Raw genomic sequence first — 15305 nt, forward strand, 5'->3', positions numbered from 1 at the left:
TTTCCCCTCCATTGAGCATCCTATGTCCGCAGTCGATCTGGGCACGGCCCCCCTTTCCCGCCTGTTCTGGCGCTACGTCACTCCGACCGTGGCCGCCATGCTGGTCACCGGCATCTATGTCACCATAGACGGCATCTTCGTCGGCCATATCCTGGGCCAGGACGGCCTGGCCGGCATGATGCTGGCCTACCCCATCTGCGCCGTGCTCTATGCGGTGGGGGCGCTGATCGGCATGGGCTCCTCGGCGCTCGCCTCGTTTTATCTGGGCAAGGGGGAGCAGGCCAGGGCCCGTCACATCGTCGGCAACGCGCTGGTGATGGTGCTCATTGCCTCGGCGCTGCTCGCCTTCATCGGCATCCACTATGGCGACGAGATGCTGGTGTGGATGGGGGCGGAGGGGGCCATCTTCGACGCAGGATACGCCTATCTGCAGTGGTATTCCTGGCTCGGGGTGTTCGCGGTGCTCTCCATGGCCTTTACCGCCCTGCTGCGCAACGACGGGCGACCCGGCCTCACCACCTGGATCCTGGTGGGGGGCGGCGTGCTCAACGTGCTGCTCGACTACCTGCTGATGGCGGTGATCCCCTGGGGGCTGGCGGGGGCCGCCATCGCCACCATGCTCTCCCAGGCGGTGACCGGGGGGCTGTGCCTGTGGCACTTCTTCACCCCGCGCAGCCAGCTGCGCATTGGCTGGGATACCCTGCGGCCCGACTGGCGGCTGATGGGGGAGACGCTGCGACTCGGGGTGTCGAGCTTTCTGATGTACCTCTATCTGTCGGTGGTGCTGGCGCTGCACAACAAGGCGCTGCTCTCGGTCGGCACTTCACTGCACGTGGCTGCCTACGGGGTCATCAGCTACAGCGAGGCCTTCTTCTATCTCATCTTCGAGGGGATCGCCATGGGCATCCAGCCCATCGCCAGCTTCAACGCCGGGGCGGGCAACTGGGCACGGGTGCTGCGGGTGCGCAACCTGGCGCTCGGGGTGACGCTGCTGGTGGCCCTGTGCGGCATGTTGCCGCTCTATCTCTGGCCGGAGGGGGTGGTCTACCTGTTTGCCGGTGACAACGCGGCCCTGTTGCCGGTGGCCAGCCTGGGCATCTGGCTCTACTTCTGGGGCTTGCCGATGGAAGGCCTGCTGCTGGTGGGGGCCACCTACTTCCAGGCCATCAACCGGGCCCGCGTCGCCTCCCTGCTCACCGGCGGCAAGCTGGTGCTGATCGGCGGCTTTCTGTGGGGCTTCTCTTCCCTGTGGGGGGTATCCGGCGTCTGGCTGGCGCTGCCCACCTGCAGCACCCTGCTGGTACTGGTGATGTGGCGGGCGATGAACAGGGAGGCGCACCAGCACAGCGCTGCCAGACAGGTGGTCATTCGGCCATGAAAAAGGCAGCCTCGGCTGCCTTTTTCGTTTTGAACGCCCCTGCCTGCGCGCGACAGGTCTCCGGCCTCAGGGCTTGAAGGCCCCGATAAAGATGGCGGGATCGACGCGGGCGTCGTTGAGGCTGACGTTCCAGTGCATGTGGGGACCGGTGGCGCGGCCGGTGGCGCCGACCCGGCCGACGATGCCGCCGCGGGGCAGGCTCTGGCCCAGCTTCACGTCGACCTTCGACATGTGGCAGAACATGCTGATGAGCCCCTGACCGTGATCGACGAACACCGTATTGCCGTTGAAGAAGTAGTTGCCGATCAGGATCACCTTGCCCGCTGCCGGCGACTTGATGGGGGTGCCGGCACCGACCGCGAAGTCGAGACCGGAGTGGGGGTTGCGTTCCTCGCCGTTGAAGAAGCGGCGCAGCCCGAACGGGCTGGAGAGCGGGCCCTCCACCGGCTTGTCGAACAGCAGGTTGCTGGGCTGGGTCGGGCTGAAGGTCTGGTAGGCGCGGGTCTGTTCCGCCAGCTCGCGGTTGATGCGGGCCATGTCCTCGGCCAGCGGGTTGACCTGACGGCTGTTCTTGAGCTTGATGTGCTGCTCCCGGTAGTGCTTGCTGCCGACCGTGAAGCCGAGGGTGCGGCCATCGCTCACCTGCAGCTGGTGGGGGCCGGGCTGGCTCTTGAGAGGGATGCCGACGATGGCAATCCAGCGCTTGCCCTCTTCACGCACCACCAGCACCGGCTTGTCCTGATAGCGGGCGGTCGGGGCCTGCGCCTCGCTGCCAAGGGGCACCACGGCGACACCGCCAGGCACCGGGTGATTGAGCAGGCGGCTGATGAAGCCCTCGGCGAGGGCGGACTGGCTGGCCAGCAGCAACAATAGACAACAAACGACTCTCATGATGATTCCAGGCTGGGTTGACTAAGACAAAACGGTAACGAAATCAGGAGGCTGGCTGGAAGCGCTGGTAGATGGCCTCCATCTGGACCGAGACCTCCTGGCGCACCAGATCCAGCTCCAGCATGTCTTGCAGCACCTTGAGCTGATCCGGGCTCAGGAATCCACGGCTGCTCTCCAGCACCCGCTGGGTATAGGCGCGCTGGTTCTCCAGATAGGTGCCGGCATCGCCGCTCTCCTGTTGGGCCAGCTGCTGGTTCGCCTCGCTTAACAGGCGCGTCAGGGATTGGCGCTGGGCCGGTGCCAGCAGCTCGCCGCGCTCCGCCAGGCGTCCCTGGATCTCCAGCAGGCGGTTGGTGTCGCCCGAGTAGATCTCCTGCTCGAGCCGGGTGCGGGTATCCTCCCCCAGCAGGTTGCTGAGGTTGCTCCAGATGCGCTGGCTCTCCTGCTCATAGGCGTCGGGATGATCGAAGCCGAGGCGATAGAGCTCGCGCAGTTGCTCCTGCACCTGGCCGCGCACGTCCTCCACGATGTCGAGCCGATCGAAGACGGTGGTGAGCTGGCTGCCCTGCTCGGCGTCATAGAGCCGTTCGATCAGCACGGACCCTTCGCTCGACTGGCTCCACTGGCTGATGGCGGCTTCCAGCTCGGGGTTGGGGGGGTGCGCCTCCTGGGTGGGCGCAGGCTCGCTCTGGGGGCCCTTGCCGGGCAGCTTGGCCAGCAGGTTCTGCCCCGGGTTCTGGCTGCTGCTCTGGGAAGCTGACGCGTCGCACTGGGCTGCGCGAGCGGTGCCGGCGGCGTCGGATTCCGGCTGGGCGGCGGTGTGGTCGGCTTGCCACTGCCAGAGGTTGAGCAACAGGGAGGCCAGCAGCAGCGGCGCCAGGTGAGATGTACGCATTTTGGATTCTCTTGAATAAGTGAACGCCCCTCGCAGAGGGGTCTCTTATGATAACCGTAACGTCTGATACAAGCAGCCATGACGTGCACCTGCGGTGTCGACGGCGGCCCGCCATTGAGTCGGGGGCCCCATGGCTCTAGAATCGGCAACCAGCCGTTTTCATCCGAGGAACTGTTATGAATGGATTGTCCCCCCTGCGCACAGCACCCGCCCGTCACCCCATAGGGCGTGGCTGGGTCTGGGTGCGGTCCGGCTTCGATATCTTCAACAAGGGGATGGGGGCCAGCGTCGGCATGGTTCTCGTCTGGTTTGCGGTCGGTCTGCTGCTGGAACGCCTGCCGGCGGGCAGCCTCATCTCCCAGCTGCTCTACATGGTCTGGGGCGCTGGCTGGGTGGCGGTGGCCCACCACGGCTATGAAGGCAACCCGTTGCGCTTCGCCGACTTCTTCTCCGGTTTTCGCCACAAGCTGACCCCGCTGATGCTGGGGGGCCTGCTGGTGCTGGCCCTGTTCAGCCTGATCGGTCTCATCTGCCTGGGATTGCTCTCCATGTGGGGGCTCACCTCCCTGCTGACCCAGGATCCCGAATCTCTGGTGGTCACGGCGGCCCAGGCCCAGGGGCTGCTGCTCTGCCTGCTGCTGGGGCTGGCGCTGCTGATCCCGGCGCTGATGGCCATCACCTTCGCCCCCGCGCTCATCTATTTCCACGACGTGGGGATCCTGCAGGCGGCCAAGCTCAGCTTCAAAGGCTGCCTGACCAACATGTGGCCCTTCCTCTGGTGGGGCATAGTCGCCGCCATCCTGATGCTGTTTGGTGCGGCGCTGATGCTGGTGGGGCTGCTGGTAGTGATCCCGGCGCTCAACTACTCCATCTATGTGGCATATCGGGAGATCTTCCTGGATGTGGCGCAGGAGACGCCGGCCGAGGCCCCGCTCAGCGGTTTCGAAGCCTGAATGCGGCCAGCGAGTCTGGCATATTGAACGAAAGGGGCCTGCTGGCCCCTTTTTCATGCCGGTTTAATCACGCCACATGGGGTCGGCGGCCATTCGCTCCACCATAAAGTCGAGGAAGCTGCGCAACAGCGGTGACATCTGCTTGCGGGTGCCATAGACGGCGTAGACGCCGAGTCGCTTGGGCTGCCACTGCTCCAGCAGCGGTACCAGAGTGCCGGTCTCGAGATGGGGCTGGGCGGAATAGCGAGGCTGCAGGCTGATGCCGGCACCTTCCAGGGTCGCCTCCAGCAACAGGTTGGAGATGTTGGCGCTGAGGTTGCCGCTGACCGGCACGGATTCGGGCCCGTCCGGCCCCTGAAATTCCCACAGGCTCTTGCCGAAATAGGTGTAGGTGAGGCAGTTGTGCAGGGCGAGCTCCTGCACCTTGTGCGGTGTCGGGTGCCTGGCCAGATAGGCCGGGCTGGCACAAACCACGGAGTGGCAGGTGCCGAGCCGGCGGGCCACCAGGTTGGGATCGAGATCATTGGTGATGCGGATGGCGAGATCGATCCGCTCCTCCACCAGGTTGACGGTCCGGTCCAGCAGCAGGATATCGATGGCGGTGCCCGCATAGCGCGCCAGGTAGTCGTTGGCGGCCCCCACCAGCAGGGCTTCCGAGAGCGAATAGCTGCTGGTGATGCGCAGCTGCCCCTTGGGCGCCTCGTCGCCGCGCACGGCGATCTGCTCCATCTCTTCCCCCAGCGCCAGCATGGCCCGGGCCCGGTTCAACGCCTCTTCTCCCGGGCCGGTCAGACTGAGCCGGCGGGTGGTGCGGTGCAGCAGCCGCGCCCCCATCCACTGCTCCAGCTCCGCCAGATAGCGAGTCACCATGGCGCGCGACATCTCCAGTTTCTCCCCGGCGCCGCTCAGGCTGCCCTGTTCGACTACGCTGACAAAGACCCGCAATGCGGTCAGTCGATCCATGTTCAGGCTCTCTATATGCTCGATTAATGCAACAGTGATGCGCTCATTATGCTGTATTTGTACCGAAAGTGATCCAATAAACTGTGTCCATCTGATGAACCCCTGATGACTTGATGAGGAATACCCGATGAACAATACCCTGATCCGCAATCTGACCCTGGCTACCACCCTGCTGAGCGGTGCCGCCATGGCCGCCCCGCTGACCGTAACTGTCTACAACCCTGGCGAGAAGGCCATCTTCCCGGTCTCCTCTTCCCTGGTGGCCGGTGACAAGGAGGCGATCCTGATCGATGCCCAGTTTGACGTGCAAAACGGTCAGGCGCTGGTCGACATGATCAAGAAGAGCGGCAAGAAACTGACCACCGTCTATATCAGTGCCGGTGACCCCGACTTCTACTTCGGTCTGGAACCTGTCATGGCCGCGTTCCCCGACGTCAAGGTGCTGGCCGACCAGCATGTGGTTGACCACATCAACCAGACCAAGGATGCCAAGCTGAGCTACTGGAGCCCCATTCTGGGCAAGGGAGCACCCAAGAGCCTGACCGTGCCGCAAGTGATGACGGCCAGCCACCTGACCCTGGATGGCGAGAAGATCGAGATCAAGGAGATGAACACTCCGAACGCCTACCTGTGGGCGCCGTCCATCAAAACTGCCTTTGGTGGTGTGCCGGTCTACAGCGGCGTACATGTGTGGATGGCGGACAGCCAGACCAAGGCCGCTCGCAGCAACTGGGTCAAGGCGCTGAATAATCTGCTGGCGCTGAAGCCTGAGCGCGTGGTGCCGGGTCACTTCCTGGGGACTGCGCCCAAGGGTACCGAAGCCGTGACCTTCACCCGTGACTACGTAGAGCGCTTTGAGCAGGAGCTGGCCAAGGCCAAGAACTCCGGGCAGCTGATTGAAGCGTTGAAGAAGGCTTACCCGTCCCTGCCGGTCGACGATGGTCTGGCCATCGGTGCCAAGGTCAATACCGGCGAGATGAAGTGGTAATCCCCTGACGCCTACTTCCCTGTGTTTTTTTACCGGGCCCGAGGGCCCGGTTTTTTATCCAGAATTGAAGCGAGAATGATGATGAACGAAGTGCAAACAACCCTCCATTATGTCTATGACCCCCTCTGTGGCTGGTGCTATGGCGCCGCCCCGCTGCTGAAAGCCGCGGCCGATGTCGCCGGCTTGCAGATCGAACTGCATGCCGGCGGCCTCTGGCTGGGTGGCCGCCGCCAGGCCATGGGTCAGGCGCTGCGCGACTATGTACGCCCCCATGACGAGCGGATCCAGGCGCTGACCGGTCAGCCCTTCGGCGAGCGCTATTTCAACGAGCTGCTGCTGCGCGATGGGCTGCTGCTGGACTCGGAGCAACCGATCCGCGCCATCCTGGCGATGACATCCCTGGGGGGCAATGGGTTGGTGATGCTGCACCGCATCCAGCAATCCCACTATCGCGATGGCATCTGGATCGGTTCTCTCGAGCATCTGACCAGCCTGGCCGCGGAGCAGGTCATTGCGCAGGAGGCCTTCGTGCAGGCTTATCAGGCGGTCGAGCTGGCAAGCCATCTGGCGGACAGCCAGGTCTGGATGCGTCGTCTCGGCGGGCAGGGTTACCCGACTCTGGGGCTGGTGCAGGGGGACAAGGTAACGCCCTTGTCAGCGTCCTCTTTCCTGGGTGAGCCCCAGGCATTTGCCCGCCATATCCAGCAGCTGATGGGGCGCTGAGGGGGGAATTGGTCTCCTGCCGAAGATAATCTTGTCTGGATGAGTCCTGAGTGGATTTTCCTGCCTGGGCGACCCTCATGCTATCCCCGGGCAGGACGATATATTCAGCAGCGGATAGTTTGAAAATCATCCGCTTGCAGTCATCGCGCTATGCTCTATGGGGATAGCCCGGACGTTCGATGTCAGGGGCTTGCGTCTAGCCGCCAAGGATACCAATCATGTTCAAAAATATGTCTATAGGTCAGAAGTTGAGCGCCGGTTTTGCGGTGTTGGCATTATTGGTGCTGGTCATCGCCGGATTTGGGATCTCCAGGCTCTCCTACCTGAATGCGAACACTCAGCTTATTGTCAATAACCTGGTGCCTTCCATTCGCTATGCCAGCCAAATGCACGTTGCGCTGCTGGATGCGCGTCGAGCCGAACTGGCCATGGTCATTGCGTTGACCAACAATGACCAGGCGGATATCGCCAAACGGAACGACAGTTTCTCGGATGCCAAGGCTCGCTTTCTAAAAGCGTTGTCGGATTATGGCCGTTTGGCTTTCAACGACGCAGAAGAAGAGCAGACCTATCGTGCCTTGCAACCAGCAGGAGAGGCCTACTTCAGCGCCCATGATCAGCTGTATCAAGCGGTCATGAACAACGAAGGCGCCAAGATTGGCGAGTATCGGGATGGCATTACCCGCACTACGTTGGACCAGACCACTCAGCTCACAATGACGTTGCGCGAGATTAACGACCGCATTGGTAGTGCCATGCATAGCAGCAGTGAGCAATCATATGAGTCAGCCAAACTGCTCAGCATAGCGATTGGACTCGTGACGCTGCTTTTCGTGGTGTTGGTGGCTTGGTATCTGACTCAACAGATCAAGCGCCCGGTCAACGCGTTGCTTGAGGTGGTTGGTAAAGTGTCGGGAGGTGATCTGGCGACCCATCTTGACACCAGCCAGTTCAACAATGACGAACTGGGTCAACTGGCCAAGGGCTTTGGCGAGATGCAGAAAAACTTGCGCAATCTGGTCAGTGAAGTCTCCGGCTCCGTGGTGCAACTGAGCTCAGCGGCCGAGGAGATCAGTGCGGTGGCCCGTCAGTCCGCCAACAACATGAACAGCCAGCAGCACGAGCTGAACCAGCTGGCCACCGCCATGAACGAGATGCAGGCGACGGTGCAGGAGGTGTCCCGCAACACCAGCGATGCCGCCAGTGCCGCCAGCGCCGCCAGCAGCACCGCCGAGCTGGGGGCCCGCACCGTCAACGACTCCATCAAGCGCATTGAGCAGGTGGCCGGTGCCATCGAGAGCACCGCCGCGGTGATTCATCAGTTAGGTGATGACAGCCGCAACATCGGCATGGTGCTGGAGGTCATTCGCGGGATCGCCGAGCAGACCAACCTGCTGGCACTTAACGCCGCCATCGAGGCGGCCCGGGCCGGGGAACAGGGGCGCGGTTTTGCGGTGGTGGCCGATGAGGTGCGCACCCTGGCGAAACGGACTCAGGACTCCACCTCCCAGATCAACACCATCATTGCCGAGCTGCAGCAGCGGGCCGAGCAGGCCGGCACCACCATGCAGCAAAGTCAGGACATGATGAACTCCACCGTCAGTACGGCGCGTGAGGCGGGGGCGTCCATCTCCGAGATCAGCGGCTCGGTGGAGAGCATCTCCCACATGAACATCCAGATTGCGACCGCCACCGAAGAGCAGGGGGCGGTGAGTGAAGAGCTCAACCGCAACGTGGTCAATATCAGCCATGCCTCGGAAGAGGTGGCGGCCGGGGCAACCCAGATGGCGCAGGCCTGCAACGACCTGAACCATCTGGCCACCCAGCTGCAGGAGCTGGTACGCCGCTTCCGGGTGTGATGAGGCGACGCTGACCCGACGGGTCCGGATCCAGGATCCGGGCCCGTTTTATTTATCCCCTGCGCATGGTCTGTCCAATCTCACCATCCCTTGTCCCTCCCGCCGTTCTTGGGCATGCTAATGGCCCCATTGGTTGGCAGGATTCTGGATGTATGAACCTTCGCGATCTCGAGTATTTGGTGGCGCTGGAAGAGGAGAAGCACTTTCGCAAGGCGGCGGAGCGTTGTTTCGTCAGTCAGCCGACCCTGAGCGGCCAGCTGCGCAAGCTGGAGGATGAGCTGGGGGTGATCCTGATCGAGCGCACCTCCCGCAAGGTGCTGTTTACCCCGGCTGGCGATGCCATGGCGCAGCAGGCTCGCAAGGTGCTCAAAGAGGTGCGCGAACTCAAGAGCATAGGCCAGCACTTTGCCGAACCCATGTCTGGCGAGATCCACATCGGCTTCATTCCCACCGTCGGTCCCTATCTGTTGCCACACATCATCCAGGATCTGCGCGAACATTTTCCCAAGCTGGAGTTCTACCTCTATGAAGAGCAGACCCAGGTGCTGCTCAAACGGCTGGAAGAGGGGGAGCTGGACTGCCTGATCCTGGCCGAACTGGAGGGGATGGAAGGGTTTGGCTCCATCCCTCTCTATCAGGAGCCCATGTGGCTGGCGGTGCCCCAGCAGCATCCGGAGGCGAAGGCCAAGGCGGTGCCGCTCAGCAATCTGAAGGGCAAGAAGCTGCTGATGCTGGCCGATGGCCACTGTCTGCGGGATCAGGCGATGGGCTTCTGTTTTGCCGCCGGCATCGGCGAGGATCAACGTTTCAAGGGCACCAGCCTGGAGACGCTGCGCAACATGGTGGCAGCCGGCAGCGGCATGACGCTGGTACCCAGGCTAGCGGTGCCTGCCAATACCGAAGAGGGCGGCGTGAGCTACCGGCCGGTGATCGATCCGGTGCCGGGGCGTACCATAGCGCTGCTCTACCGCCACTACTCGGTGCGCCGGCCCTGCTTCAACGAGCTGGCGGCCCGCATCTCGAGCCTGATGAAAAGCCTGCTCGGCTGACGACAACGCATTCGTGTTCACCAAAAGAAAACCGGCGCCTGGGCGCCGGTTTTTGTCTGCTGCGGTTGCTTAGAAGATATCGTCGGTGGAGACAGGGCCGTCAGTGTCCGAGCCATCGCCGCCATAGACCTGATTGCCATCCGAGCTCTGGGTGGCGAAGCGGGTCGGTTCGGTGCCTTCCTTGAAGAACTCGTCCGTGCTGCTGCCATCGGTGCGGTTGGTCAGCAGGCCGGTTTCACGGTCGATGCGCACCGTGATGATCCCTTCCGGCACCGGCATCTTGCGCTCGGGGATCTGCTTGAGCGCCGTCTTCATGAAATCGATCCAGATGGGCTGTGCGGCGCCGCCGCCAAACTCGGCCCGGCCCAGGCCACGCTGGTGGTTGTCAAAACCGATCCAGGAGGTGGCGACCAGGTTCGGGGTATAGCCGGAGAACCAGGCATCGCGCGACTCGTTGGTGGTCCCGGTCTTGCCCGAAATATCGTGGCGCTTGAGGTCGCGAGCCGCTCGCCAGCCGGTGCCGCGCCAGCCATTGCCGCCCCAGATGGCGGTGGTCAGGGTATCGGTGACCAGGAAGGCACTCTGGGCACTGATGGTCTGCGGTGCCATGTTGTTGGGCACGACGGGATCGATGGGGCACTGGGCCTTCCAGTCGGGGGCCGTATTGGCATAGGCATCCGCGCTGTCCAGACCGGCGGCGGCCAGTACGCCGCAATCGCGGCAGGCGGCGGCCGGATTGGCCTGATAGAGAGGCGCCCCGAAGCTGTCGGTCACCTCGGTAATGAAGTAGGGGGTGACCTGGAAGCCGCCGTTGGCCAGCACCGAATAGCCGCGCACCACTTCCAGCGGGGTGAACTCGGCCGCGCCCAGCGCCAGCGATTCGTTGGGCGAGATGGTGTCGCGGGCAAAGCCGAAGCGGGTGAGGCCGTCGATATAGGTATCCAGCCCGATGGCGCGCATCAGCCGCACCGACATCACGTTCTTCGACTTGGCAAGACCAAGGCGCAGCGGTGTGGGGCCGTCATAGATAGCCGGGGAGTTCTTGGGCTGCCACATGGGGCCCTTGGAGGGATCCCACTGGTTGATCGGCGCATCGTTGATGAGCGAGGCCAGGGTATAGCCCTGCTCCAGCGCGGTGGCATAGAGGAAAGGCTTGATGTTGGAGCCTATCTGGCGACGTGCCTGATCGACCCGGTTGAACTTGGACAACTCGAAGCTGAAACCGCCGACCAGCGCCTCGATGGCGCCATCCTGCGGATTCATGGCCACCAGGGCGGCGTTGACCTCGGGGATCTGGGAGAGCAGCAGCTCTTCACCCTTCTCCCGTACCCAGATCTGGGCGCCGACCTTGAGTACGTCCCGTGCCGATTTCGGGGCAAAACTCTGGCGATCGTCGGTGATGAAAGAACGAGCCCACTTGATGCCGTTCCAGCCAAGCTCGGCCTGTTTGCCGTTTTTCAGCACTATGGTCGCGCTCTTGTCACCCAGCTTGGTGACCACGGCGGCCATCAGCGGCTGATAGGTCGGCTGCTTGGCCAGATGGGCCATGATCTTGTCGTAATCCCAGTCGGCCTCGCCGCTCTTCCACAGCTGGGCGGTCACCCCCTTGTAGCCATGGCGGGTGTCATAGTCGAACACGCCGTCGAGCAGAGCCTGACGGGCAGCCCGCTGACGCTTGGCGGTGACCGTGGTGTAGACGTGCAGGCCCATGGTGTAGGCGTCTTCCCCAAACTGCTCCACCATCTTCTGGCGAACCATTTCGCCGAGATAGGGGGCGTTGAGAGTGGTTTCGGCACCGTGATAACGGGCCTTGATCGGCATCTTGGAGGCTTCGTCATACTGGGCCTGGGTGATCTTGCCGGTTTCCAGCATGCGGCCCAGCACCACGTTGCGACGGGCGAAGGCCCGCTCCGGCGAACGGATCGGGTTCAGCATGGAGGGGGCCTTGGGCAGACCGGCAATGATGGCGATCTCGTCCAGAGTGAGCTCTTTCACCTCCTTGCCAAAGTAGACCTGGGCGGCGGCGCCGACCCCGAAGGCCCGATAGCCGAGCGGGATCTTGTTGAGGTAGAGCTGCAGTATCTCGTCCTTGGAGAGGTTCTGCTCGATGCGCCAGGCCAGGAAGACCTCCTTGATCTTGCGCACCAGGGTCTTCTCGTTGCTCAGGAAGAAGTTGCGGGCAACCTGCTGGGTGATGGTACTGGCGCCCTGGCGTGCCTGGCCGGAGACGGCCCAGACGGTGGCAGCCCGCAGAATGCCGATGGGGTCGATGCCGGGGTGCTCGTAGAAGCGGGCATCTTCGGTGGCAAGCACCGCATCGATCATGGACTGGGGAATTTCATCCAGATGCAGGGGGATGCGACGAATTTCGCCAAATTGGGAGATCAATTCCCCATCCCGGCTGTACACCTTCATCGGGGTGGCCAGCTTGACGTCGCGCAGTGCGGTCACATCCGGCAACTGGGGCTTGATGTAGAAGTAGATACCGATGAGGCTGGCAACACCCAGCACAGCACCCAGCATCATGACAATAAACAGGCGTACGAGCCATTTCAGCATGGAAGAACTACCAATCGTCTTAAAATTAGCCAACGGGCGCAGAGTATAGCCCTTTTGCCTTCGTGAATTCGAGGTTTTCCTGACGATGGTCCGGCTCCTCGAGAAGAGGCGGGAGGTTAGCACTCTGCGACTCAATAACCAAGGGGAGGAGGGCGCGGCTCGGAAAGCGAGTTGCATCACTTTTCGGCATAAACTTTATGACATTGATAGATAGAGCATTTAGGATGAGTTAAGCCATCATCTTCTGATTAGCTGTCCTACAATCAATCCTAAAACCCATATAACGCATGGATGTGTATATGTTTGGGCTATTCAACAAGGGTTCTCTGCTTCCACTGGCAGGCATTGATTTTGGAAGTCAGACCATCAAGGCCGTGACCATCACCGGCCGTCCCGGCAAGCTGCACCTCGAATCCGTGGCGGAGGTTGCCACTCCCAAAGGTACCCTGGTCGATTATCAGCTGCAGGATATCGAGCGGGTCGGCCAGTCTCTCAAGGGCCTCAAGCGCCTCATCTCGGGCAGCAGCCAGTATGTGGCTACTGCCGTCACCGGCTCCAACGTGATCACCAAGGTCATTCAGGTGGATGCCAGCCTGAGTGAAAGCGAGCTGGAAAATCAGGTCCAGCTTGAGGCTGAACAACTCATTCCTTTCCCCCTCGATGAAGTGAGCCTGGATTTCGAGATCCTGGGCAAGGTCGCCGATCAGGAGCGCCAGGAGGTGCTGTTGAGCGCGGCCCGCACCGAGAGCGTGAATGGTCGGGTCACCGCGCTGGCGGAAGCCGACATGACCACCAAGGTGGTGGATGTCGGGGCACACGCCTTGGGGCGGGCGGTACTCGCCTGTCTGCCTGAGCTGCAGGAGTGGGACAAACCGGTCGGTGTCATCGACATCGGCGCCAGCGCCATGACATTTGCCGCGCTGGTGAAGGGGGAGGTGATCTACTCCCGCTTGCAGAACTTCGGTGGCGACCAATACAGCCAGGCACTGGCCTCTTTCTACAGCCTCTCTCTGGATGATGCCGAGCAGGCCAAGCTGCAGGGCAAGTTGCCAGTTGATCACGAGCTGGATGTGTTGCTGCCCCACATGAATGCGTTGCTGCAGCAGGTGCGGCGCAACGTCCAGCTGTTTTGCAGCTCTTCCGGCCACCGGGAGCTTTCCAAACTGGTGTTGAGCGGAGGGGGCAGCCTGCTGCCCGGGTTGGCGGCTCAGATTGGCAACGAGCTCAGCTGCGAGGTGTTGCATCCCGATCCCTTTACCCTGTTCGGCAAACCCAAGGGAGAGGTCGCTGCCCATGGTGCCAAGTACATGACGGCGCTGGGTCTGGCATTGAGGAGCTTCACGCCATGTCAAATATAAACCTCTTGCCCTGGCGCGAGGCCAGGGCCCAGCGGCAGAAGAAGCAATTCGGGGTCATGCTAGGCATCTTCATGGCCATCACGGCTTCACTTGGCTTTGCCGCCGACTGGCTGGTGGAACAGCAGATCGGCCATCAGCAGCAGCGCAACCAGCGTCTGCAGCAGGAGATGACCATACTCGATGCCCAGCTTGGCGAGATCCGCCTGCTCAAGGAGCGGCGCAAGGAGCTGATTGACCGCATGCAGCTGATCGAGCATCTGCAGATGCGTCGCAATCTGCCGGTTCGCCTGTTCAACCAGCTGCCTTCGTTGGTACCCAATGGGGTGTATCTCAACACGTTGGCTCTGCAGGACAACCGGATCGACGTGAACGGCAAGACCGAAGCCTATGGCAGGGTGGCCAGCATGATGCGTCGCATCGATGGTTCCGGCTGGCTGGGGCAGTCGCAGATCAGCACCATCTTTGCGGCTGACGTGGCACCAGTTTCGCTCAGCCAGTTTTCCATGATGTTCCAGGTCGCCGTGGCGGCTGGAGCCAGCCTCGACATGGCTAAGGGGCAGAAATGAACCTGCAACAGCTCAACGAACTGGATTTCAACAACATCGCCAGCTGGCCCAAACTGGCCAAGGGGATCTTCATCCTGTTCTTCTGTGCCCTGCTTGGGGGCGCCATCTATTACTACGTGATTGCCAAGTCGCTGACTCTGTTGACCCAGGAAACCGACAAGGAGGCAGAGCTCAAGTCACAGTTTGAGAGCAAGGCGATGCTGGCCGCCAATCTCGGTGCCTACAAGGCGCAGATGGTGCAGCTTGAACAACTGGTCGATACCCAGCTAAAACAGCTGCCCAATACCCATGAAGTGGCCGGGCTGCTGGATGACATCAGCTTCATCGCCACCGACAATGGCCTCAAGTTGAATCGCATCAACTGGGAGCCGGAGATCAAGCACGAGTTTTCCACCGAGCTGCCCATGCGAATAGAAGTGGTGGGTACCTATCATGAGATCGGCAAGTTCACGGCTGACATGGCGGCCTTGCCAAGGATCGTCATTCTGGAGTCGTTCACGCTGGGTCAGGGCAAGGAGCAGGATGACATGATCGCCATGTCGATGCTGGCCAAGACCTATAAATACAACGGCAAGACGGTGGAGCAGAAAAAATGAGGATACTCTGCGTTTTGTTGCCGGCATTGTTGCTGACGGCCTGCGGCGGTCAGGATGACATGGATAATTACGTGGCCGAGGTGAAGGCCAGAAAGCCGGTTCCCATTGAACCTCTTCCCGAAATAAAGCCCTTCTCTCCCATGGCTTATCATCTCAGTGACCAGCGCAGTCCCTTCATCGCTCCCCAGCCCGAGGCCAGCAGTGCCAAGACGGATGCCAAGGTGAAACCGGATTGCGCCCAGATTGTCGCCAACAGAGAGAAAGAGGTGCTGGAGAACTATTCACTGGCCAGCCTGAGCATGCAGGGTTCCCTTGGCAAGCAGGGGCAGCTCTGGGCCCTGATCAGAACGCCGGATGGTCAGTCCATCCGAGTGGGCCTCAACCAGCATATGGGGCTGGATCAGGGGCGGGTGATCAGGATCACTGACACTTATGTGGATTTGATTGAGACTATACCGGACGGCAAGGGATGCTGGGTGACTCGAGAAACCCAGCTGGGCATGGCCAATCTTGAAGCAAAACGATAA

Annotated in this window: 14 protein-coding genes; 10 read left to right on the plus strand and 4 right to left on the minus strand. The window is 61.6% G+C overall.

Going from position 1 to position 15305, the window contains the following annotated elements; translation table 11 throughout:
- Positions 1-22: 22 nt before the first annotated feature.
- The gene (locus tag AB5Y95_RS13220; RefSeq protein ID WP_065016827.1) at positions 23-1378 is read left to right on the plus strand and encodes an MATE family efflux transporter; all 1356 of its coding nucleotides are present in this window, start codon (positions 23-25) and stop codon (positions 1376-1378) included.
- 66 nt (positions 1379-1444) lie between these two features.
- On the opposite strand, the gene AB5Y95_RS13225 is transcribed toward AB5Y95_RS13220, so the two are convergent.
- Entirely contained in the window at positions 1445-2269 is an 825-nt protein-coding gene (locus AB5Y95_RS13225) for a M23 family metallopeptidase (protein ID WP_065016828.1), read from the minus strand.
- 43 nt (positions 2270-2312) lie between these two features.
- Positions 2313-3164 carry a hypothetical protein gene (locus AB5Y95_RS13230; protein WP_368161315.1) on the minus strand — a complete coding sequence of 284 codons (852 nt, stop codon included), beginning with the start codon at positions 3162-3164 and terminating at the stop codon, positions 2313-2315.
- 176 nt (positions 3165-3340) lie between these two features.
- Here AB5Y95_RS13230 and AB5Y95_RS13235 point away from each other — a divergent pair, with 176 nt between their 5' ends.
- Entirely contained in the window at positions 3341-4117 is a 777-nt protein-coding gene (locus tag AB5Y95_RS13235; protein WP_065016830.1) for a BPSS1780 family membrane protein, read from the plus strand.
- 63 nt (positions 4118-4180) lie between these two features.
- Here AB5Y95_RS13235 and AB5Y95_RS13240 read toward each other — a convergent pair whose 3' ends face one another.
- Complete coding sequence (locus AB5Y95_RS13240) at positions 4181-5080, minus strand: LysR family transcriptional regulator (RefSeq protein ID WP_017764991.1); 900 nt, start codon at positions 5078-5080, stop codon at positions 4181-4183.
- Between the two features lie 127 nt (positions 5081-5207).
- Here AB5Y95_RS13240 and AB5Y95_RS13245 point away from each other — a divergent pair, with 127 nt between their 5' ends.
- From AB5Y95_RS13245 to oxyR, 4 genes are all read left to right on the plus strand, one after another.
- Positions 5208-6068 (plus strand): Vmh family MBL fold metallo-hydrolase, encoded by an 861-nt coding sequence (locus AB5Y95_RS13245; protein WP_017778962.1) that lies wholly within the window; start codon positions 5208-5210, stop codon positions 6066-6068.
- Between the two features lie 75 nt (positions 6069-6143).
- Complete coding sequence (locus AB5Y95_RS13250; protein ID WP_368161318.1) at positions 6144-6791, plus strand: DsbA family protein; 648 nt, start codon at positions 6144-6146, stop codon at positions 6789-6791.
- Positions 6792-7009: 218 nt separating this feature from the next.
- On the plus strand, positions 7010-8650 hold the full coding sequence (locus AB5Y95_RS13255; RefSeq protein ID WP_017778960.1) for a methyl-accepting chemotaxis protein: 1641 nt from the start codon (positions 7010-7012) through the stop codon (positions 8648-8650).
- Between the two features lie 152 nt (positions 8651-8802).
- On the plus strand, positions 8803-9699 hold the full coding sequence (gene oxyR / locus AB5Y95_RS13260) for a DNA-binding transcriptional regulator OxyR (RefSeq protein WP_010633192.1): 897 nt from the start codon (positions 8803-8805) through the stop codon (positions 9697-9699).
- Positions 9700-9768: 69 nt separating this feature from the next.
- Here the strand turns inward: oxyR and AB5Y95_RS13265 are convergent, their stop codons facing one another.
- A complete protein-coding gene (locus AB5Y95_RS13265) occupies positions 9769-12258 on the minus strand; it encodes a penicillin-binding protein 1A (protein ID WP_010633193.1) in 2490 nt (829 codons plus the stop codon).
- Between the two features lie 287 nt (positions 12259-12545).
- Here AB5Y95_RS13265 and tapM point away from each other — a divergent pair, with 287 nt between their 5' ends.
- The 4 genes from tapM to AB5Y95_RS13285 are packed head-to-tail and all read left to right on the plus strand — an operon-like array spanning position 12546 to position 15305.
- The gene (gene tapM / locus AB5Y95_RS13270; RefSeq protein WP_024941160.1) at positions 12546-13616 is read left to right on the plus strand and encodes a PilM family type IVa pilus assembly protein TapM; all 1071 of its coding nucleotides are present in this window, start codon (positions 12546-12548) and stop codon (positions 13614-13616) included.
- Positions 13604-14182: a PilN family type IV pilus biogenesis protein TapN gene (tapN, locus tag AB5Y95_RS13275; protein ID WP_206866579.1), complete on the plus strand. Its 579-nt coding sequence runs from the start codon at positions 13604-13606 to the stop codon at positions 14180-14182. Before tapM ends, tapN begins: the two co-directional genes overlap by 13 nt.
- The gene (gene tapO / locus AB5Y95_RS13280) at positions 14179-14778 is read left to right on the plus strand and encodes a PilO family type IV pilus biogenesis protein TapO (RefSeq protein ID WP_005298374.1); all 600 of its coding nucleotides are present in this window, start codon (positions 14179-14181) and stop codon (positions 14776-14778) included. The genes tapN and tapO overlap by 4 nt, the downstream gene beginning before the upstream one ends.
- The gene (locus tag AB5Y95_RS13285; RefSeq protein ID WP_005298376.1) at positions 14775-15305 is read left to right on the plus strand and encodes a pilus assembly protein PilP; all 531 of its coding nucleotides are present in this window, start codon (positions 14775-14777) and stop codon (positions 15303-15305) included. Before tapO ends, AB5Y95_RS13285 begins: the two co-directional genes overlap by 4 nt.

Origin of the sequence: Aeromonas sp. R5-3, assembly GCF_040908225.1 — a bacterium.
Taxonomy (GTDB): domain Bacteria; phylum Pseudomonadota; class Gammaproteobacteria; order Enterobacterales; family Aeromonadaceae; genus Aeromonas; species Aeromonas dhakensis.

Bases quoted from the DNA above. Each gene is read 5' to 3' on its own strand.
- oxyR (WP_010633192.1), top strand. From the start codon at position 8,803: ATGAACCTTCGCGATCTCGAGTATTTGGTGGCGCTGGAAGAGGAGAAG.
- AB5Y95_RS13265 (WP_010633193.1), bottom strand. From the start codon at position 12,258: ATGCTGAAATGGCTCGTACGCCTGTTTATTGTCATGATGCTGGGTGCT.
- AB5Y95_RS13230 (WP_368161315.1), bottom strand. From the start codon at position 3,164: ATGCGTACATCTCACCTGGCGCCGCTGCTGCTGGCCTCCCTGTTGCTC.
- AB5Y95_RS13255 (WP_017778960.1), top strand. From the start codon at position 7,010: ATGTTCAAAAATATGTCTATAGGTCAGAAGTTGAGCGCCGGTTTTGCG.
- tapO (WP_005298374.1), top strand. From the start codon at position 14,179: ATGAACCTGCAACAGCTCAACGAACTGGATTTCAACAACATCGCCAGC.
- AB5Y95_RS13245 (WP_017778962.1), top strand. From the start codon at position 5,208: ATGAACAATACCCTGATCCGCAATCTGACCCTGGCTACCACCCTGCTG.
- tapM (WP_024941160.1), top strand. From the start codon at position 12,546: ATGGATGTGTATATGTTTGGGCTATTCAACAAGGGTTCTCTGCTTCCA.
- AB5Y95_RS13220 (WP_065016827.1), top strand. From the start codon at position 23: ATGTCCGCAGTCGATCTGGGCACGGCCCCCCTTTCCCGCCTGTTCTGG.
- AB5Y95_RS13285 (WP_005298376.1), top strand. From the start codon at position 14,775: ATGAGGATACTCTGCGTTTTGTTGCCGGCATTGTTGCTGACGGCCTGC.
- tapN (WP_206866579.1), top strand. From the start codon at position 13,604: ATGTCAAATATAAACCTCTTGCCCTGGCGCGAGGCCAGGGCCCAGCGG.
- AB5Y95_RS13235 (WP_065016830.1), top strand. From the start codon at position 3,341: ATGAATGGATTGTCCCCCCTGCGCACAGCACCCGCCCGTCACCCCATA.
- AB5Y95_RS13225 (WP_065016828.1), bottom strand. From the start codon at position 2,269: ATGAGAGTCGTTTGTTGTCTATTGTTGCTGCTGGCCAGCCAGTCCGCC.
- AB5Y95_RS13250 (WP_368161318.1), top strand. From the start codon at position 6,144: ATGATGATGAACGAAGTGCAAACAACCCTCCATTATGTCTATGACCCC.
- AB5Y95_RS13240 (WP_017764991.1), bottom strand. From the start codon at position 5,080: ATGGATCGACTGACCGCATTGCGGGTCTTTGTCAGCGTAGTCGAACAG.